The following is a 20805-nucleotide window of genomic DNA, read 5'->3' on the forward strand; positions in this document are numbered from 1 at the left end:
GAATGAAACAAATATTTTATTTCTTAATTTTTTCGTGGGAAGATTCTCTTATATCTTGCTCAACTCGGTTATTTAATCGTTTTTCAACTGCTTTACTAATAATCCATAGTAATAGAATCGCAATAGCTACAAATACTAGTTTAATTGGATGTGTAAAATAAGATCCCAAATCATATCCAAGTACACTAATACTTAATACCATGACAAACTTACCAGCTAATAAGACAAATAAATAATATTTCTTTTTTATATGTGAAAGACCAGCCACGATATTTACCAAGACAGAAGGTGTAAATGGAAAACATAATAGGATAAATAATGGGCTCAGGCCGCGCATATCCACGAATCTAATTAATTTTTGAACATTTTCCCTTTCAATAAAACGTTTTAACTTTGGATTTCTTCCAAACTTTCGAACAATTAAAAAGACAACGTAGGATCCTAAAACCGTTCCAATCCATGAAAGGAAAAAACCAAATATTAAACCATAAGAGCTAACATTTGCTACAACAATAACAACAAGGGGCAAAAAAGGTAATAATGCTTCTAGAAATGGAAGCAAAATTCCTATTAGCGGTCCAAGTGTACGATAGTGAGCAGCTAATGCTTGGATATTTTCTTCAGTAAACCATTCGCTCAACAAGTAACACCTCAATTTTTCAAATGATGTTTCATTCACGATTGTTTATTATCAACTTAAGAGAAACGATATTTTTATATAGTAGTATTTTTTTCTTCATTTTGTGAATGAACTATTTCCATTACCACATAAAGGAAACCAATGTTTTCCAATCTATTGTTTCACTTTATTAACAAATGTATACTAATTGATGTAATACAATTTTCGAAACATTTCATTTTATTATATCAATTTTTGCGTTCTGTTCATCAAATGAAATGCTTATTTCTTTTTACGAAATTGGTAAATTTTTTTACAATGTACCCCAACATTGGACGTGATATGTTGTATTATGGTTTCAAAGGGTACATTTATCTACTTATTAATAGATAAAACCAAATCGCTAAAAAGCATATGTACTATGTTAGAAAAGGAGAAGATTCAGTTGGTTTCTCAAACGGAATTTAAACAATCAGTAACTACGGATTCATTCTCACAAGGAATTAGAGATTGTATCCCTACATTACTTGGATACATAAGCATTGGGTTAGCCTTTGGTGTAATTGCCGTCACATCAAATGTATCAATATTAGAGATTTTTCTACTATCCGTATTGATTTACGCAGGATCTGCACAGTTTATCTTTGTAGGTTTATATGTAGCAGGTGCTCCAGTATCAGTCATTATCATTACAACATTTATTGTAAATTTACGTCATTTTTTAATGTCATTAACTGTAGCTCCTCATCTAACTAGATACTCCTCTTTACGTAATATTGGGTTTGGATCATTGTTAACAGATGAGACATTCGGGGTAGCTGTAACAAAGTTAATGAAAGAAAATCATCTAGGCGGCAGATGGATGGATGGTTTAAATATCACCGCCTATTTAACATGGATTGCTTCTTGTACGATTGGTGGGGTTTTGGGAAAGTGGATTCCAAATGCTGAAAGCTGGGGTCTTGATTTTGCACTTGTTGCCATGTTTGTTGCCTTACTCGTTCTGAATCTTGTAGATGTAGGAAAAACAAAGCTCATGCATTATTTAAAACTTATCGGCTGTGTTGCTATTTGTATGTACATCTTAATGTTTTTCCTACCAGGACATCTTGCGGTTCTTTTATCTACAGTCATCGTAGCTACGATTGGGGTGGTGACTGAGAAATGACGACAACTTTAGGTATGGTATTAATTATTCTTGGATGTGCAATTGTTACTTGGCTTCCACGAGTAATTCCGTTCATGCTGGTACGTAGCGTTCAGTTACCGGATGTTGTACTTAGATGGTTAAAGTATATTCCAGTTTGTATTTTAAGTGCACTCGTTATAGAATCACTTCTGGATGCTGAGAATGGATTTGTAACATTGGACTGGATTAATGTTGCAGCCTTTATTCCAACTGTTTTGGTTGCCATCTTTACAAAGAGTTTATCTCAAACAGTGGTTGCTGGTGTTGTCACAATGGCTATCGTAAGGTACTTTTTTTAAATATGAATCTATGAAATGGTATTACGAGCATAACAGATTTAATCTGTTATGTTTTTTTTGTTTAGGGGATTCTTGTGGGGGGCGGGGTGTTATGAGCGAGTTTTCTTGGGATTGAGCGACTTTTCACGGGGATTGAGCAACTTTTCGCGGGAATTGAGCGACTTTCCACGAGAATTGAGCGACTTTTCGCGGGGATTGAGCAACTTTCCGCGGGAATTGAGCAACTTCTCACGGGGATTGAGCGACTTTCCACGAGAATTGAGCGACTTCTCACGGGGATTGAGCGACTTTTCGCGGGAATTGAGCGACTTTTCGCGGGAATTGAGCGACTTTTCACGAGAATTGAGCGAGTTTTCACGGGATTGAGCGACTTTTCACGAGAATTGAGCAACTTTTCACGGGGATTGAGCGACTTTTCGCGGGGATTGAGCGACTTCTCGCGGGAATTGAGCGACTTTTCACGGGAATTGAGCAACTTCTCACGGGGATTGAGCGACTTTTCGCGGGAATTGAGCGACTTTTCACGAGAATTGAGCGACTTCTCACGAGGATTGAGCGACTTTTCACGGGCATTGAGCGACTTCTCACCGGGGATTGAGCGACTTTTCACGAGAATTGAACGACTTTTCACGGGGATTGAGCGACTTTTCGCGGGGATTGAGCGACTTTTCACGGGGATTGAGCGACTTTTCACGAGAATTGAGCAACTTTTCACGGGGATTGAGCGACTTTCCGCGGGGATTGAGCGACTTTTCACGGGGATTGAGCGACTTTTCACGGGGATTGAGCGACTTTTCACGGGGATTGAGCGACTTTCCCCGGGCATTTACCAACTCCCCTCACTTTATCAACAGCTTCATTTTCAAAAAAAAATGCGATGGACCAAATCTCCATCGCTTTTTCATTATTCTTCATTACTCTTTTTTACTCGTTGAATCATTCTTGTTGCGAACCAGAATCCTACCGTCAATGAGAAGGCATCTGCTACAAATACTATGGGCGGGCTTGAATAGCCAGCATAAACCGATGCGCTAATCAAGGCTATGGATAGGATGAGTCCCACGAAATGATTATACGTAATACGCGTTATTAGAACGACTAATAATCCAGGTAAAAATAGTGCAAGTATGACTTTTTCTATGACTGATTCCATAAAAAGACTCCTCTTTTACCTTTGATTAATGTTCTTAGATTATTCCGCAAGAATTAAACCGATCTGATGATGGTCTTTACTATAAACAACTTGTTGTGTTAATCTTAACTCATTTTTATAATCTAGAACTTCTAGTTTGCAGTGGGCAGCATTAATTTGAAGTGCTTCATAGAGTTCTTGTTTATTATGAACTTCTTCACCATTAACTTTACGAATTACTTCACCTGCTTGTAAGCCCATTTTGTAGGCTGGTGATTCTGGTAAAATGGCTGCAATCATTACACCTTTTGATTTTGGTGAAACGGCATAAACGTCTTTTCGTTCCTTTAACATGTAATAAACCGAGATAACAATTCGTAATAATGCCCCTACAAATAAGAAGATTATTCCTATGATTGGCATAAAGTAGGCTATTAAACCACCAATTACAACTACTTCTCCTAAAATTAATACCGCTCGCCCTAATTTCGGATATATAAAGTTTGGTAAAGTCGTTCTAGCCATTTGCTGGTAACCAATTAAGACTGGGAACAGAATAATAGAGAATTCGTTCGCCCCTAAAGTGAACTGTGGCCAATAAGGTGTAAAGGCTTCAACTGCTTCTCCAGGGACGAGGAAAAATACAGGTAAAACCCAAACTTTTTTACTTAAATAGGAAACAGCCTTTAGTCCACGCTTTGCATTTTCAAATCGAGGAGATGCAAAATGTGTCCCCTTTTTTCGAATTAGTAGACCTTCTATAATTAACAATAATCCTACTATTATTGTTATAGTGGTAGCGGCTTCTCCTTCAAAATCGATTCCATTTAATTCGAAACCCATTAGATTCATAGACCAATTTTGCCAACTCATGACCATTAAAATTAACATACTAATTGAAACGTAGAAAATTGGCGAAAGTAAATGGAAGAAATAAGAGAGTAGCGCTACTAAACTAATGATTGTAACAACAAATAAAAACTCTACAGGCACCACTAACCCTATTGCAATGGATAGGATTGAGACACATAAAGAAAACAGTAATCCATCTAAAAGCAACCCTTTGAACTCTGACCATCCGGATAAAATTCGAATATGGAAATGTTTTCTTTCATTTTTTACTCGTCGATAACCCAATACCACTGCAATAATAATGGCTACATAAATAATTGGATTGATAAAAAATCTACTAATTGCTATTAGAAACTCGAACAAAATATCTGTCATTCATGCTACACCTTCCGTTTGCGACTTACTATTATTGTCATTGTAACATTCTATCCAAACAGTTGCGTAGTGAAAAAGGAATTAATTGATAGAAAAATATTTTTTGTCAATTACTAGAGTTTAATATCTATTAGTTTTTATGATCTGTATATCTTAATAAATAAAAGCCATCAGCGAAGGCTATATTGCAACTCTCCACTAATGGCTTTTCCGATCTTCATAATTCTACGGTTTCAATCTATATATTTAAATTTCACCTTCTATAACATGAACCATTACACTTATTCCCATTTGTAATTGTAAATCATGTTGTTTTTCTTGTTTATATGCGATAACTTGTTCACTAATACTCTTAAACAAATCATCATTCATATGATTACCTTCAACTAAATTGTTTTTCTCACGATATAATTCTACAGCATCTGCTGTTTGTTTATCATAAAATCCATCTGTTCTTGTGATGGAATATCCTAGTCCATTCAATACTTTTTGCACATAAGCAATCTCTTCACTGAAATTCCCTTCTTCGAAGTTACCGCTTAATGGAATCACTTCTAATAAGTATAGTGGATGCTGTTCCACTTCAACATCAACACCAACACCTACACCATGGATCCAATCTCGTTTTGGAGTTAGCCATTTGTTCGTTGAAAGTTTAAGTTCGCCACCATTTTGCAATTCCATTGTCTCTTGAACAGTTCCTTTTCCAAAGCTCTTAACTCCGATAATTTTTCCGCGATTCCAGCTCTTAACTGCACCTACCATGACTTCACTTGCAGAAGCGCTGCCTTCATTTTGTAATATGACGATTGGAATACTTTTCATTTTCTCTAAATATTCTTGTTCTTCTTCTATTTTTGCTGTATACAGAGGTTCCATTGCACCAGAACCATTTTGCATATATGCAAAGATTTCACCGTCTTTTTCAATACTACTTAATACAGCCGCAACGCTATGTAGATAGCCACCTGGGTTGTCACGCAAGTCCACTAGTAAGCCCTCAACATCTTGAGATAATAATTCTTTTGTTGCTTCTACCCATTCATTTGCTGTCTTCTCACCGAATAGAGAAAGTGAAACGTAACCAATTTTTGCTTTTTCAATTTCTATGATCTCTGATTCGACTGTATCATTTTTAATTTCCATTCGCTCAACCGTTACTTTTATATGCCTGTCTGTGCTTGGACGATATAAAATTAGAGTTACTTCTTGACCAGCTTCTCCTTGAATCAATTGTAAAAGTTCTCCCATTGTTTTCCCATCAAGTCTTTGATCATCAACTTGTACAATTTCATCAAATGGTCGAATACCAGCTTTTTCTGCAGGAGAAGATTTCACTGGGGATACGACAATAAAGCGTCCATTCTTTTCTGTTACTTCAATCCCTATTCCAACTCTTTGTCCAGCTAATGACTGTTTATGAAGTGCTGCTTCTTTTTCAGTATAATAAGTACTATAAGGATCTTCTAAAGCATTCGTCATTCCCCGAAGAGCCCCTTCAACTAATTTCTCTTCTGGAACACTATAAACTGATTTCTGTGATATTAAAGAATAAACTTCATCAATTACAGTAACATTACTTACACTTGCTTCCTCTTGCTCTTTACTATTCAAACTCTGCCATACAATAAATAAGGCAATTAACAAACAGATTGTCCCTAAAAAAATGAAAATACGACCTTTTCGCAAAGTTTAACCTCCTCCGTTCAATTTATGAAAGTAGGTGGTCATCTAACACTTGCATAGGTCGATTTTTCATTTTCTTTATTCTACTGTAACATTGCTTAATCTAACTGGCTTACATATTCGTGTATGGATTCTACGTTTAATGGTCCTATAATTTGGCGTTGAATTTTTCCTTCTGTATCGATCATAAATGTAGATGGGATAGTAAGTATTTGGTAGGTCTTACTAATAGAATCCTCTTCCATTAATGGGATAGGAAATGTCAGATCATAACTATCAACGAATAGTCGAACAGCTTCCACTGCTTCATTCGTCGTTAGTGATTTTTCAGTATATGTTAAATTGACTGCAACAATTTCAACATTTTCTTCTTTCGCATAATTTTCGTAGTAATCTTGGAGATCAGGCATTTCCTTTTTACACGGTGGGCACCATGAAGCCCAGAAGTTAAGTAAAACCTTTTTTCCTTTTAAATCAGATAAAGTTAATGATTCTCCAGTTAAGGTTTGTAAAGTGAAGTCAGGTGCCAATTGACCTTTTTTAATTCCAGTTTCGACTTTTTCTAAGTTAACTTCATACCCTTTTATTTGGGATTGTTCATTTACTGTCTTACTAGTATCTAATTGATTTTTTATGTATCCACTAAGCATGATTGCAACAAGCGCCAAAACAATAATCATACCTAAGATTGATTTTTTCCTCATTATTTTATTCCCCCTAAAGAAGGCAACATTATATTGAATAAGCATATCCGATTCAAGTTCCAATTTTCTTTAGGATAACATATATTTTCCGGACATTGTCTAATTAAGTATGTCCGATTCATAACAAAAGAGACTCACAAGGTTCATTTCCCCTGTGAGTCGTCTACTAAATTCATTATAAAGAAATATAACGTAAAGGATTTACATTTCCTGATTTTTGACCATTCCATGGACCAGTATGGATTTCAAAATGTAAGTGTGGACCTGTAGAACGACCTGTGCTACCCATAAGTCCAATTTGTTGCCCTTTACCTACAGATTGACCGGTACTTACTTGTATAGAACTTAAATGAGCGTAAACAGTTGTATAAATTTGACCATTTACTGAATGTGTAACGATAATACAATTTCCATACGATGATAACGGCGCAGCGTAAGTTACAATACCACCTGCAGCAGCTACAACAGGTGTTCCAGTGCTATTTGCAAGGTCAATTCCATAATGGAACTCAGCACCGTATCCAAGGTTTCTCCAACCCCATGGACTAGTTAATCTACCATTAGTAGGTTTCATAAATGTACCATCTGATGTATTTGGAATTGAACCGTTATTTCGCTTTTTAAGTTCTTCCAATTGACGTTGTTGTTCTTTCTTAATTGCATCTTCTAATTCTTTACTTAATTTTAGGTATTCTGAATATTCTTCTTCAAGTAATTTCTTTTCATTTTGTAGTTTTTTCTGTTCTGCTTCTAATTCGTCAATATAACGATCTTTTTCTGCTTTTTGAGATGTTAATGATTCTTTTAATCTTTGCAGTTCAGCTTTTTTATCTTCTAGCTCTTTTTTAGTATTCTCTAATACTAGTTTTTGTTCTTCTAGTAGATTTTGATCATCTTGTTGCTCACGCATAATTTGGCGATCTGCTTCGATTAAAGTATTTACTGCAGAAAAACGGTCAATGAAATCTACGAAACTATTGGCTCCAAGCAATACATCTAAGTAGTCAACAGTGCCATTCTCTTGAATAGCTCGAGCGCGTTCTTGAAGTAGTTCGTCTCGTTGTTCGATTTTCCCTTGTAATATCGTAATTTCTTCTTCTAATGATTTAATATTATTATTTGCTTCTTCGATTTCTCCGTTTACTGTTGTAATTTCAGTATTTGTAGAAGTAATTTTTTGACCTAATGTTTCAATTTGAGCAACTAATTGTTCTAGTTTTCCTTCAATTGAGTTAATCTCTGAAGATTTTTCTTTAATTTCTGAGTTTAGTTCTTTTTTTTGTTGATCTGCTTTACTTTTTTCGTTTTGCAATTCTGATAAACTTTTTGCATATGTAATTGGAACTTGAACAACTAAAAGAATTGTCATAATCGCAACGAATAAATTAAATGGATTTCTAAATAGCTTTTTCATTCACAAGACTCCCTTCGACTACGCTTTTAAGAATTTACGTACGGACATGAAACTACCCCACATACCAATAAAGATACCTAGAATGATAATTAACCCATTCACTTGCCAAATCAGTGGCGTAACTTCAAGTAATTGCAGGAGTTGTCCTTTTAGTCGTGGTGTTAAAGTGTAATATAAATTATGGTAGGCAAAGGATACTGCAATCATCGGTATAATTGAACCTAATATTCCAATCCAAATTCCTTCAAGTATAAACGGAATTCGAACAAAAGAATTTGTTGCACCTACTAATTTCATAATCTCAATTTCATCTTTTCGCGCAATGATCGTAATACGGATCGTGTTAGAGATTAAGAAAATAACTGTAAATAGTAAACCTAAGACTAATATTAACCCTATATTTCTAGCAGTTTCTAAGAAATCAAATAGATTTTCATATGTGTCTTTACCATCTACAACATTATAAACATTTTCTAATTTCTTAATTTTGTCGGAGATTTTTAATATCTCTTCTGGATTTTCTGCCTTTACATAAAGAGCACTTCTTAGTGGGTTACTTTGTTCATAAAGTTTAAATTCTTCTCCTAATTTCTCAATGAGTATATCTAACTCTTGATCTTTAGAAGAGTACCTTACTTCTGCTACCCCTGGAATTTTTTTTACTTGCTCAATTAAATTGTCTTCAGCAGTTTTCGCTTGTTGTTCATCATCAATAATATTAATAAGAACCTTTACTTCTACATCTTCTTCTACAGAGCTAGCAGTATTATTTAAGTTCAGCATGATTAGCGCAAACACACCAACCAATAACAGCGTAACTGTTACTGCACTTATAGAAGCAAAAGTCATCCAACCATTACGACCGAGGGATTTAAAACTTTCACGGATATGTCGACGTATTGTTCTACCCTTCATAACCGTAGTCACCTCCGTCTACATCCCTTGCAATCAATCCACTTTCAATTGCAATTACACGTTTACGAATTGTATTTACAATTTCACGGTTATGTGTTGCCATAACAACAGTTGTCCCACGTGTATTGATTTCTTCAAAAATCTTCATAATTTCCCATGAGTTTTCAGGATCTAGGTTTCCAGTAGGCTCGTCTGCAATTACAATTTTCGGGACATTCACAATAGATCGAGCAATAGAGATTCTTTGTTGCTCTCCCCCAGATAATTCACTTGGTAACATACGCATTTTATGTTTTAATCCTACTAAATCAAGTACATCCATTACTCGTTTTTTAATAATTTTTGGATGTTCCTCAATAACTTCTAATGCGAAGGCAACATTTTCAAAGACATTAAGTTTCGGAAGTAATTTAAAATCCTGGAATACTACTCCTAGTTCTCGTCTAAGTTGAGGAATTTGGCTTCTTTTCATTTTTGCTATATTTTTACCATTTATAATTACATCACCAGATGTTGGTTTCTCTTCACTGTACATCATCTTTATAAAAGTGGATTTTCCGGCACCGCTTGGCCCAACCACATATACAAACTCACCTTGTTGAATATCAACAGAAATTCCGTTTGCCGCTACAACGCCATTCGGATATTTTTTGTAGACATTTTTCATAGAAATCATTGGTTCACCTAAATTCTATATCTTTATTTATACTACTTTTAGATTATATCACTCTTTTAACTTCATATTATTACATTTTTGTTTCATATTCAGTTTATAATTGCTTATTTTGCTAGTAGTTGACAAAATTACAACGAGAATTTATGTCGTTTTTTGGTAAAGTTTTGCTAATTTTATGTAATTCCATCGTTATTTATTGGAAACTTATTCCTTTGGTAAATAAAAAAAATGAACCGCATTTTGCGATTCACTTCTAATTTAATTACTTATTATTCATGATCAGATTGTACAGTGTAGCGAACGATAATACCACCAGTTCGTGATTCTCCTAAAATTTTCAGTGTAGGAGCATCTTCTACAATTTTTCTAAACACTTGAGTCTTACTTAAGAATTGGTCTTCTTCTGAATGATGGGTTACATCCGATAACCCAATATCTGCCTTTCCGAAGTTAGTCGAAACTTGTCCATCAAGGCTCACATTTTTTGGAACATAAATTTCTACTGATCCTGCTACTGTACTTGCCTTCACTTTTCGTGCAGTTTCTGATGTTGTTGTAACAACTACTGTTCCGTTTACAGATTCAGCTTCAACTTCTTGTAACTTTCCGTGAATGTAAATGCGTCCATTGATTGTTTCTGCTTCTAAATCATCCCCGACAATGTTACGTAACTCGATTGCTGCGTTACCACCGTTAATTGTTGCTGTATCAAATTTAGTTTGATCTAATTTTATTGGGCCATTATAAGTTTTCACTTTTAATAATTTTGTTTCCAAACCAGCTGCTGTGACAGAACCATTCAGTAAACGTAAACTTACTAAATCATAATGTTTTTCAGGTAGCGCTATTTGTAATGAAACTTGTGCCATTTTAGATGGAGTTGTAATGTCAAGTTTACCATCATTTAATTTAATAAATTGCAGTTCAAAATCTTCTGTTGTTTTTGCTTCATCATGATTAACAAGGGCAGTTTTAACTTTTGCCTCGATGATAATTTTGTCAGAATCGCTCTTTACAACATCGATTTTACCTGCTGGAAGGTCTGTTTCAATGCCTCTTATATCATCTGCATTAAATTCATAAGTGCGCGTAAATTCAACCTTTTCACCAAAAGGAAAATCAAAATCAAATTCTTTTACTTTTGAGAAAGTTGTATTCATTAGATCCATCATTTTACTACTAAATTGAGATAAATCTTGTTTTAAATCGTTGATAAACTCATTCATCTTCTTGTTTGTTTCTTTATTATTAAACACATTATTGAACACGTCTTCGAAGCTATTTTTTGATTTTCGATCTTTGTCATATTTTTCGAATGTTGGTTCTTCTGTCGTCTCTTTTTCATCTTTTTTTACTGATACAGGTACAGGTACATTTTGTACCGGAGTGGATTCTTTTTCTTTCGATAACGCTTCTAGTAAAACAATTGCTTCTTCCGCTGAGATTGTTCCATTTTCAACTAAATTTAATATGCGTTTTCTTTCATTTTCCATTAATAAAAAGCCTCCCTCAACTTTGTATACCAAGTATACGGCGAGGAAGGCCAAAAAGTTTCAATAATCTATTGACATTTTTGTTTTTTATTTTACTTGGATGTGTGAAACGTAGTTTTATTTATTTACTACTTGCGTTTTCGAGTAGTTCTTCCATACGTAGTCGATCGCGTTCTAATATTGGTTTTAAATAGCGTCCTGTGTACGACCCTTTTACTTCAACTACTTCTTCTGGTGTACCAGTCGCAATAATTGTACCACCCTTGTCTCCACCTTCTGGGCCAAGGTCAATAATGTAATCCGCTGTTTTAATAACATCTAAATTGTGTTCAATTACTAATACTGTATCGCCATTTTCAACAAGTCTTTGAAGTACTTTTAACAGTCTTGCAATATCATGAGCATGTAATCCTGTCGTTGGCTCGTCCAAAATATAGAATGACTTACCAGTTGAACGGCGGTGCAATTCAGAAGCAAGTTTTACCCTTTGTGCTTCTCCACCTGATAATGTTGTAGCCGGTTGACCAAGCTTCATGTAACCAAGCCCAACATCTACAATCGTTTGCAGTTTACGATGAATTTTTGGAACGTTTTCGAAGAATTTTACCGCATCTTCAATTGTCATATCCAAAACTTCTGCGATATTTTTGTCTTTGTATCGTACTTCTAACGTTTCACGATTATAACGTTTACCATGACACACTTCACAAGGTACATAAACATCTGGTAAGAAGTGCATTTCAATTCGAATAATACCGTCTCCACTACAAGCCTCACAACGTCCACCTTTTGTATTAAAGCTAAATCGTCCTTTTTTATAGCCGCGAACTTTTGCCTCATTTGTTGAAGCAAATAAATCACGAATATCATCAAACACGCCTGTGTATGTCGCAGGATTCGAACGCGGAGTTCGTCCAATTGGTGATTGGTCGATATCGATTACTTTATCGAGATGTTCAATCCCTGTAATTTCTTTATGTTGACCAGGTTTTATTCGTGCACGATTTAAATGCTGTGCAAGGGATTTATATAAAATTTCATTGATCAATGTTGATTTCCCTGAGCCTGAAACACCTGTTACAGCAACAAATTGTCCTAAAGGAATATCCACTCTTACATTTTTTAAATTGTTTTCTTTAGCACCTTTAATCGTTAACTTTCGACCATCTGGTTTTCGACGTTCTTTAGGAAGTGGAATGAATTTTTTACCACTTAAGTACTGTCCAGTAATGGACTTTTCATTTTTCATTACTTCATCTGGTGTACCTGCAGCAACGATTTCTCCACCATGAACACCAGCATGTGGACCAACGTCTATTAAGTAATCCGCTGCAATCATTGTATCTTCATCGTGCTCAACGACAATTAAGGTATTTCCTAAGTCGCGCATTTCTTTCAGAGTGGAAATGAGGCGATCATTGTCTCGTTGATGAAGTCCAATCGATGGTTCATCAAGTATATAGAGTACTCCTGTTAAGCGAGAACCAATTTGTGTTGCAAGTCGGATACGCTGTGCTTCTCCACCAGATAATGTTCCAGCTGAACGATGTAATGTTAAATAATCTAGTCCAACATTAATAAGGAAACTTAAACGTTGTGTAATTTCTCGAATAATCAATCTTGCAATTTGCATTTCTTTTTCTGTTAACGTTAACGTTGAGAAAAATCCGTATATCTCTTGAATGGAATGTTGAGTAGCTTCAGAAATATTTAAGCCTTCAACTTTAACAGCTAACGATTCAGGCTTTAACCGTAAGCCTTTACACGAAGGACATTTTTGCTCTGCCATGTATTTCGCCATTTGTTCGCGAACATATTCAGAAGAAGATTCACGGAAACGTCGGTCAATATTGTTTACAACGCCTTCAAAAGGAATCTTTTTATTATGGACACTACCATAGTCACTTTCATAATAGAAATAGATTAGTTCTCCATCAGAACCATATAAAATCTTATCCATTTGTTCCTTTGGTAATTCTGATACTGGAACATTCATAGGAATTTTATAATGATCACATACCGATTTTAATAGCTGTGGGTAATACTGAGAACTTGTTGGTTCCCATGGCGCAATGGCATGTTCCTCTAATGTTTTACCCCAATCAGGAATGACCAAGTCTAAATCAACTTCTTGTTTAAACCCTAACCCGTCACATGATGGACATGCTCCAAATGGACTGTTGAATGAAAACATTCGAGGTTCTAACTCACCAATGGAGAATCCACACATTGGACAAGCATGATGTTGACTAAATAACAATTCCTCTTGTTCCATTACGTCAACCAATACGCGACCCTCTGCTAAATTACAAGCTGTTTCAATGGAATCATATAGTCGTGAATCAATACCATCTTTCATGACAATACGGTCAATGACTACTTCAATATCATGCTTTTTATTTTTATCAAGTTCGATTGAATCATCTAAGTCACGCATTTCACCATCAATTCGAACACGTACATATCCTTGCTTTTTCAAATCTTCAAGAAGTTTTACATGTGTTCCTTTTTTCCCTGAAACGATTGGTGCGAGAAGCTGCATTTTTGTACGTTCTGGATATTCTTTAAGTCGGTCTACCATTTGTTCGATGGATTGGGAAGCAATTTCAACTCCATGATTTGGGCAGATAGGCTTTCCAATTCGTGCAAACAATAGACGAAAATAATCATAAATTTCAGTTACCGTACCGACTGTAGATCGTGGGTTTCTACTTGTTGTCTTTTGATCAATTGCAATTGCTGGTGAAAGACCTTCAATTGAATCTACATCTGGCTTATCTACATTTCCTAAGAATTGACGTGCATAGGCAGATAATGATTCTACATATCTTCGTTGACCTTCTGCGTAGATTGTGTCAAATGCTAAGGATGACTTTCCAGAACCTGATAATCCTGTTATGACTACAAGCTGATCTCGGGGAATTTTTAAACTAACATTTTTTAAATTATTGGAACGTGCACCTTGCACAACAATTTCTGTATTTTTCACTATGGTCACCCTTCTACCTTCAGTTCAAATATTGTATCTCGAAGTTCTGCAGCACGTTCGAAGTCAAGCGCTTTTGCTGCTTCCTTCATTTCTGTTTCTAGAGAATTGATTAACTTTTCTAGTTCTGCTTTTGTTAATTTCTTTCCTTTCGTTACTTTTGTAACGTATGTTTCTTCTTCTTCGGCAGCTTGTGTAGCACGTATTAAGTCCGGAATCTTCTTCTGAATTGTCTGTGGTGTAATTCCGTGTTGTTTATTGTATTCTTCTTGAATTGCACGACGACGTTTCGTTTCATCAATCGCTTTCTTCATGGAATCTGTTATTTTATCCGCATATAAAATAACATGACCGTTCGCATTACGAGCAGCACGCCCAATTGTTTGGATTAATGAACGTTCCGAACGTAAGAATCCTTCTTTATCAGCGTCTAATATTGCAACGAGGGATACTTCAGGAATATCTAATCCTTCACGAAGCAAGTTAATTCCAACTAACACATCGTAGGTTCCTTTTCGTAGCTCGCGAATAATTTCAATTCGTTCTAATGTTTTTATTTCAGAGTGAAGATACTCTACCTTAATACCTATCTCTTTTAGATAGTCTGTTAAATCTTCGGACATTTTCTTCGTTAATGTTGTAATAAGAACACGTTCATTTTTCTTCACGCGTTCATTAATTTCATCGATTAAATCGTCAATTTGCCCTTCAATTGGTCGCACATCGATAGTTGGATCGAGTAAACCAGTTGGACGAATAATTTGTTCAACCATTTCAGGCGTATGTTCTAATTCATATGGACCAGGCGTAGCAGAAACATAAATGGCTTGGTGAATATGTTGTTCAAATTCCTCAAATTTTAAAGGTCTATTATCAAGAGCCGATGGTAAACGGAATCCATGCTCTACTAATACATTTTTTCTAGCCTGGTCACCATTATACATTCCACGAACTTGCGGCAATGTAACGTGACTTTCATCGACAACTAATAAGAAATCCTTCGGGAAGTAATCAAGTAATGTATAAGGTGTTGCCCCTGCTTCTCTTAATGTTAAATGTCTTGAATAGTTTTCAATTCCTGAACAGAAGCCCATTTCGCGCATCATTTCAAGGTCATAGTTTGTTCGTTGTTCTAGTCGTTGAGCTTCTAGTAATTTATCTTCTGATCGGAATTTTTCTAACTGCTCTTCTAGTTCTTTTTCGATATTTTGGATTGCTATTTTCATTTTTTCTTCACGTGTAACGAAGTGGGATGCTGGGAAAATCGCCACATGATCACGTTCACCAAGAATTTCTCCTGTTAACGCATCAACTTCACGAATTCGATCGATTTCATCACCGAAAAACTCCACTCGAATACAGTGTTCATCACGTGATGCTGGGAAAATTTCCACAACATCGCCACGTACTCTGAATGTACCGCGTTGGAAATTTATATCGTTACGTTCATATTGAACATCTACTAGTTTTCGTAGTAATTCGTTCCGTTCTATTTCCATGCCTGTTCGTATAGAGACAACCATTTCACGATACTCTTCTGGATTCCCTAAACCGTAAATACAAGAAACTGAAGCAATAATAATGACATCATCTCTTTCGAATAAAGCACTTGTTGCAGAGTGTCTAAGTTTATCAATTTCATCATTAATACTTGAATCTTTTTCAATGTATGTATCCGTTTGAGGGACGTACGCTTCTGGTTGATAGTAATCATAGTAACTTACAAAATATTCAACTGCATTGTTAGGGAAAAATTGTTTGAATTCACTATATAGTTGACCAGCAAGTGTTTTATTGTGTGCTATGACAAGTGTAGGTTTGTTTACTTCTTTTATTACATTGGAGATTGTAAATGTTTTTCCTGTACCTGTTGCCCCTAGTAATGTTTGGTGGCGTTTTCCTTCTTTTACGCCTTGTACAAGTTTTTTAATCGCCTCGGGTTGGTCACCACTAGGTTGGTATGGGGAGTGCAATTCAAATGTCATTCAATCGGCCTTCCTTTCACCCATTAATCGTATAATAAGTTTAGCATACTGTTTCTAAAAAATCGATCAATAAGCGAACATATATTCTTTTTAAGTTATAATAACCAAAATTTACTATTAAAATTTTTATGTTTCAGTATTAAAGTATCTTTTTGGTTGTCATTCCTCAAACAAAAATACCCTGAAAGTAACTATAGGTTTACTTTCAGGGTATTTTTTAGATTGTAACGATTTGTTTTTCTTGTCCATTTAATTCTACAATTTCACCATCAAAGGCAGCTTTATAAATTGTAAAAATATCCTCACGTGCTAAAGTCATTGGACTGCGTGCTAAAATTCGTTTTTGTTCAAGTGCATCTTTTGTCAAACTTTCAAGTGCATCTTCACTAATATTGAATCCTTTTAATGTAGAAGGAATATTCACATCTTCTACTAATCTCTTCAGTTCACTTACACATCGATATGATGCTTCTTCTTGTGATAGATTAGCAGAACTAAAGCCCATCGCGTCATAAATATCTTTCATACGCTTTTCACAACTTTGACGAATATATCCCATTACATAAGGAAGTAACACTGCGTTAGATTCACCATGTGAAATATGGAATTGACCTCCAATTGGATAAGCTAACGCATGAACGCCTGCAACCCCTGCATTAAAAAATGCTAGACCTGCTAGATAACTTCCATAACTCATATTTGTACGAGCTTCTTGATCTGAACCATTTGAGACAGCCTTACGAATCGAATTACTGATTAAACGTATTGCCTGTATTGCAAGCGCATCTGAAACTGGACTTGCGTTTTTAGAAATGTATGCTTCTACAGCATGTGTTAAAGCATCTATACCAGTCGCTGCAGTTACTTTTGGTGGTAATGAAACTGTTAAAGCAGGGTCTACAATCGCAACATCAGGTAATAAATTATCATGCGTCACAACATCTTTAGTTGTCTCTAAGGAAAGTACAGCAATGTTTGTTACTTCTGAACCAGTTCCTGAAGTAGTAGGAATTAATATTGTTGGAAGACCTTTTTCTGTTACTTTCTTTGTACCTGTTAAATTTAAGTAGTCTTCCACTTTCCCTTCGTGCGCTGCTAATACACCTGCTAGTTTTGCTAAATCAAGTGCACTACCTCCACCTATACCGACTACTAAATCAAAATTATTTTCTCGTGTAAATGCTACTAATTTTTCTCCAACTGCTAAAGGTGGCTCTGGCACAACTTCCGAATAGATTTCAAATTCATAACCAGCACCTGCAAGTGGGACCGTTACTTGGTCTGTTAACCCAATTTCCTTTAAAAATGGATCTGTTATGACTAAAACTTTTTTTGCATTAAAACGCTCAACTTCTTCTATAAAATGAGATAATGAACCCCAACCTGTATAACTGATTGGTGCAAATGTAATTTTTTCCGACATGTTATCACTCCTACTGTTGGTTCCAAACGACTAATTTTGTCTCAGTCATCTCGTGAATGGCATATTTCAATCCTTCTTTTCCAGTCCCACTTTCCTTTACCCCACCGTATGGCATATGGTCAACACGGTAAGTAGGAACATCGTTGATCATAACTCCTCCAACTTCAAGTTGTTTAGAAGCTTTAAAAGCAGTTTGTATATCGTTTGTAAATATACCTGCCTGTAGCCCAAAATTCGAATCATTAATTGCATTTATACCTTCATCTATTGAAGATATGCGATTAACGATAACTATCGGTGCAAACACTTCTTGGCATGAAACCTTTAAATCTGGAGCAACATTCGTTAAAATGGTCGGCAAGAAAATGCCATTTTCAATTGAACCACCTGTAACTAATTCAGCCCCTTGCTCTACTGCTTCTTGCACCCAACTTAAAGCGCGTTCTTGCTCACTAGAGTGAATCATAGCTGACAAATCAGTATTTTCATCACATGGATTTCCAATAACTAATTTCGTTGTCGCTGCTACAAATTGTTTGATAAACTCATCAAATACTTCTTCCATTACGTATATTCGTTGTAATGAAATACAAACTTGACCTTGATTTGAAAAAGCCCCAGTTACACATTTCGGTATGATTTGTGTTAGATCTAACCCTCGGTCAATAATTAAACCTGCATTTGAACCGAGTTCCAAAGCTACCTTTTTTAATCCTGCTTTGTCACGAATACCAATTCCTACAGCGGGACTACCTGTAAAAGTAATCATCTTTACTTTATTATTTTCAACTAATGCGTCACCAACTGTTTTTCCACTACCTGTAACCACATTGAAAGCACCTTTAGGTAAACTTGTTTGGTCAATTAATTTCGCTAAAAATAATGCTGAAAGCGGTGTTTGTGATGCTGGCTTTAATACAATCGTATTTCCTGCTGCGATCGCTGGTCCTACTTTATGGGCTACTAAATTTTGCGGGAAATTAAAAGGTGTAATCGCACCTATAACTCCAAGTGGTTGTTCTATTGTATAACCAAATCGGTTCGCACCATTTTTTGCCGCATCCATTGGAATCATTTCTCCAGTTAAACGTTTTGCTTCTTCAGCAGCAAATTTATATGTTTCAATTGTGCGGTCAATTTCAGCTAATGCAAATTTAATTGGTTTTGCCGCTTCTAAGGAAATGATTTCTGCAGCTTCTCTTCTATTTTGTATAAATAAATTTGCTATTTCTTCTAAGATTGCCGCTCTTTCAAAAGAAGTTAACTTTTCCATATCTGCTCTAGCTTCATAGGCGAATTCGATTGCTTGCTCTACTTCCTCTCGAGTTGCTTGGGGGATATGAGCAATAATCTCCTTCGAATAGGGTGAATATAGCTCAACTACATGATTTGATGTTTTCCACTCGCCGTTTACGTAATAACTATTATTTAGTAAATCAAACTTTAACAAGTTCTCGTTCTGGTTGATTAATGTTTTCTCCATTTTGCTTTAAATCCTCCTCTAGATTTTGTTGGTTCGGTTGTTTCGGTAGTTCCGGTTGATCTTTCGTGAATGTATTGTCAACTTCACCCTTAAAGAAATTAAAACCATAGATTAGGAAACATAAAATAATTCCTACTGCAAACGCCCACGCTGCCCCTTTAACACAAAGTACCGCTGCAATAATTCCTGCAATCCCTAAATCTGTTTGACTTTTCGCTTCAAGTATTCCAACCTTTACACTTACATACCCTTGAATTAATAACGTTAGTGCTAAAGCAACACCTAATATCGGTTCTACTAAACTAACAATTGGTAATAGTAGTAAACCCGTATTCGTACCCCAACGGAATGAACCTATTCCGCCGAAGAAAGAGTCCATTGCTTTACGTCCTTTTTTATATCTTTCAATCATGACAACTTGCATTGCAGTCCAGTTTGGACCACACATCGTCACGTCAGGACCAATAATACTCATAACCGCGTTACGGAAACCAAAAATTAAATGCGCACGACTCGGTTGGTATTCTATTTTTTCGTCCGGACGAGAAGCAGCACCATCTGCCACTAGCACTTTATTTTGTATAACATCACCAAAGAGAACAATGTATGCTGCCATTACAGTTGGAATCGCTGAAATTATCATCATTAACGGGGGTAAACCTAAGCCAAAAATCGTGTACTCATTCCATAATGTAATAAAATCAGGAGATGAGAATCCCCACTGAATTGCTGGCCATGGTGCTTCTCCGAAAAGCGGTGCTATGACAACCGCTAAAATAATTACTGGAAAAATCCCTAACTTACCGATTGTTCTCGTAAAGATATTGTGATTTTGAATTTTTGTAAAATGTTTTGAAAACAATAAATAGAATCCAATACCAATTGCGATTGTAATTGTCCATGGGAACGTTTCATATCGTCCACCAACTTGGAATACAGAAATTACTGCTGCTATACCTGCTCCAAGAATAATCCCTGCCTTCATTGCCGAAGGAATAATTTGAACTACTTTCGTTGCCAATCCTGTTACTCCTAAAAGAATCGACAATATTCCAAGGGTTAATTGGAAGGCAATTAACGCATGCACCCGCTCTTCACCTTCAGGAAATTGCTGGCAGTACAACATAATTAATGGGATGGCAGGTGTAATCCATCCTGGTACAACTGGATCTCCAAGTAAATGATGGGTTAAATAAAATAATCCATTTAAAATGACAATTGCTAACGCTACTTCAAATGGCATTCCCAAAAGTTCAACTAATAATGGAATGGCTGCTAAATCCACCGCACACATTAGTAACCCTTGAACATAATCCGGCCATTCAAAACGATAATGTATAAAAGGTAATCGAATTTGAAAAGGTCCGGCTGGTATGTATGGAGATTCTTCACCATACTTTCGTTTTTTCCATAACATAATTCCGCTTCTCCTCCCCTTTGTATAGCGCTTACATTACAAAGTAAACATAGTTACTACACTGTTGTCACTCTGCATGAATACGTAACCATTTTGGTTTAAAAATTTTTTTCAAAATGGTTACGTATTCATTTTTTTTGAAAAGAATAAAACAAAC

17 protein-coding genes are annotated in these 20805 nt (G+C 35.7%); 2 read left to right on the forward strand and 15 right to left on the reverse strand.

All coding sequences use genetic code 11. The features are described from left to right. Positions 1-16: 16 nt before the first annotated feature. Entirely contained in the window at positions 17-640 is a 624-nt protein-coding gene (locus ACOQFO_RS07440) for a TVP38/TMEM64 family protein (protein ID WP_421689052.1), read from the reverse strand. A gap of 424 nt (positions 641-1064) precedes the next feature. On the opposite strand from ACOQFO_RS07440, the gene ACOQFO_RS07445 reads away from it, so the two are divergent. Both ACOQFO_RS07445 and ACOQFO_RS07450 read left to right on the forward strand, forming a co-directional pair. After that, complete coding sequence (locus tag ACOQFO_RS07445; RefSeq protein WP_421689053.1) at positions 1065-1787, forward strand: AzlC family ABC transporter permease; 723 nt, start codon at positions 1065-1067, stop codon at positions 1785-1787. Next, entirely contained in the window at positions 1784-2107 is a 324-nt protein-coding gene (locus ACOQFO_RS07450) for an AzlD domain-containing protein (protein WP_421689054.1), read from the forward strand. Before ACOQFO_RS07445 ends, ACOQFO_RS07450 begins: the two co-directional genes overlap by 4 nt. Before the next feature lie 584 nt (positions 2108-2691). Here the strand turns inward: ACOQFO_RS07450 and ACOQFO_RS07455 are convergent. The 14 genes from ACOQFO_RS07455 to ACOQFO_RS07520 form a co-directional block, all read right to left on the reverse strand. Continuing rightward, positions 2692-2940 (reverse strand): hypothetical protein, encoded by a 249-nt coding sequence (locus ACOQFO_RS07455; RefSeq protein WP_421689055.1) that lies wholly within the window; start codon positions 2938-2940, stop codon positions 2692-2694. Positions 2941-3011: 71 nt separating this feature from the next. Beyond that, the gene (locus ACOQFO_RS07460; protein ID WP_421689056.1) at positions 3012-3260 is read right to left on the reverse strand and encodes a CsbA family protein; all 249 of its coding nucleotides are present in this window, start codon (positions 3258-3260) and stop codon (positions 3012-3014) included. A 39-nt stretch (positions 3261-3299) separates the two neighbouring features. Next, on the reverse strand, positions 3300-4466 hold the full coding sequence (locus ACOQFO_RS07465) for a PDZ domain-containing protein (protein ID WP_421689057.1): 1167 nt from the start codon (positions 4464-4466) through the stop codon (positions 3300-3302). A gap of 246 nt (positions 4467-4712) precedes the next feature. Further along, positions 4713-6155, reverse strand: coding sequence for a S41 family peptidase (locus tag ACOQFO_RS07470; RefSeq protein ID WP_421689058.1), 1443 nt, complete (start codon positions 6153-6155; stop codon positions 4713-4715). Between the two features lie 95 nt (positions 6156-6250). After that, positions 6251-6856: a redoxin domain-containing protein gene (locus ACOQFO_RS07475; protein ID WP_421689059.1), complete on the reverse strand. Its 606-nt coding sequence runs from the start codon at positions 6854-6856 to the stop codon at positions 6251-6253. A gap of 175 nt (positions 6857-7031) precedes the next feature. Further along, positions 7032-8270: a murein hydrolase activator EnvC family protein gene (locus ACOQFO_RS07480; RefSeq protein WP_421689060.1), complete on the reverse strand. Its 1239-nt coding sequence runs from the start codon at positions 8268-8270 to the stop codon at positions 7032-7034. 18 nt (positions 8271-8288) lie between these two features. Continuing rightward, complete coding sequence (ftsX, locus tag ACOQFO_RS07485) at positions 8289-9185, reverse strand: permease-like cell division protein FtsX (RefSeq protein ID WP_421689061.1); 897 nt, start codon at positions 9183-9185, stop codon at positions 8289-8291. Further along, the gene (ftsE, locus tag ACOQFO_RS07490; RefSeq protein WP_421689062.1) at positions 9175-9861 is read right to left on the reverse strand and encodes a cell division ATP-binding protein FtsE; all 687 of its coding nucleotides are present in this window, start codon (positions 9859-9861) and stop codon (positions 9175-9177) included. Before ftsE ends, ftsX begins: the two co-directional genes overlap by 11 nt. A 269-nt stretch (positions 9862-10130) precedes the next feature. Further along, the gene (locus tag ACOQFO_RS07495) at positions 10131-11354 is read right to left on the reverse strand and encodes an SHOCT-like domain-containing protein (RefSeq protein ID WP_421689063.1); all 1224 of its coding nucleotides are present in this window, start codon (positions 11352-11354) and stop codon (positions 10131-10133) included. Between the two features lie 121 nt (positions 11355-11475). Next, positions 11476-14343 carry an excinuclease ABC subunit UvrA gene (gene uvrA / locus ACOQFO_RS07500; protein ID WP_421689064.1) on the reverse strand — a complete coding sequence of 956 codons (2868 nt, stop codon included), beginning with the start codon at positions 14341-14343 and terminating at the stop codon, positions 11476-11478. A 5-nt stretch (positions 14344-14348) separates the two neighbouring features. Next, the gene (gene uvrB / locus ACOQFO_RS07505; protein ID WP_421689065.1) at positions 14349-16325 is read right to left on the reverse strand and encodes an excinuclease ABC subunit UvrB; all 1977 of its coding nucleotides are present in this window, start codon (positions 16323-16325) and stop codon (positions 14349-14351) included. A gap of 217 nt (positions 16326-16542) precedes the next feature. Further along, positions 16543-17748: an iron-containing alcohol dehydrogenase gene (locus ACOQFO_RS07510; RefSeq protein ID WP_421689066.1), complete on the reverse strand. Its 1206-nt coding sequence runs from the start codon at positions 17746-17748 to the stop codon at positions 16543-16545. Between the two features lie 10 nt (positions 17749-17758). Then, the gene (locus ACOQFO_RS07515; RefSeq protein WP_421689067.1) at positions 17759-19231 is read right to left on the reverse strand and encodes an aldehyde dehydrogenase family protein; all 1473 of its coding nucleotides are present in this window, start codon (positions 19229-19231) and stop codon (positions 17759-17761) included. After that, positions 19185-20648, reverse strand: coding sequence for a hypothetical protein (locus ACOQFO_RS07520; protein WP_421689068.1), 1464 nt, complete (start codon positions 20646-20648; stop codon positions 19185-19187). The genes ACOQFO_RS07515 and ACOQFO_RS07520 overlap by 47 nt, the downstream gene beginning before the upstream one ends. Positions 20649-20805 lie beyond the last annotated feature (157 nt).

This window comes from Ureibacillus sp. MALMAid1270, assembly GCF_049202975.1.
Taxonomy (GTDB): domain Bacteria; phylum Bacillota; class Bacilli; order Bacillales_A; family Planococcaceae; genus Ureibacillus.

Coding starts and splice junctions, on each gene's coding strand:
- ftsE (WP_421689062.1), bottom strand. CDS start 9,861: ATGATTTCTATGAAAAATGTCTACAAAAAATATCCGAATGGCGTTGTA.
- ACOQFO_RS07520 (WP_421689068.1), bottom strand. CDS start 20,648: ATGTTATGGAAAAAACGAAAGTATGGTGAAGAATCTCCATACATACCA.
- ACOQFO_RS07460 (WP_421689056.1), bottom strand. CDS start 3,260: ATGGAATCAGTCATAGAAAAAGTCATACTTGCACTATTTTTACCTGGA.
- ACOQFO_RS07495 (WP_421689063.1), bottom strand. CDS start 11,354: ATGGAAAATGAAAGAAAACGCATATTAAATTTAGTTGAAAATGGAACA.
- ACOQFO_RS07465 (WP_421689057.1), bottom strand. CDS start 4,466: ATGACAGATATTTTGTTCGAGTTTCTAATAGCAATTAGTAGATTTTTT.
- ACOQFO_RS07510 (WP_421689066.1), bottom strand. CDS start 17,748: ATGTCGGAAAAAATTACATTTGCACCAATCAGTTATACAGGTTGGGGT.
- ACOQFO_RS07480 (WP_421689060.1), bottom strand. CDS start 8,270: ATGAAAAAGCTATTTAGAAATCCATTTAATTTATTCGTTGCGATTATG.
- ACOQFO_RS07450 (WP_421689054.1), top strand. CDS start 1,784: ATGACGACAACTTTAGGTATGGTATTAATTATTCTTGGATGTGCAATT.
- ACOQFO_RS07515 (WP_421689067.1), bottom strand. CDS start 19,231: ATGGAGAAAACATTAATCAACCAGAACGAGAACTTGTTAAAGTTTGAT.
- ftsX (WP_421689061.1), bottom strand. CDS start 9,185: ATGAAGGGTAGAACAATACGTCGACATATCCGTGAAAGTTTTAAATCC.
- uvrB (WP_421689065.1), bottom strand. CDS start 16,325: ATGACATTTGAATTGCACTCCCCATACCAACCTAGTGGTGACCAACCC.
- ACOQFO_RS07475 (WP_421689059.1), bottom strand. CDS start 6,856: ATGAGGAAAAAATCAATCTTAGGTATGATTATTGTTTTGGCGCTTGTT.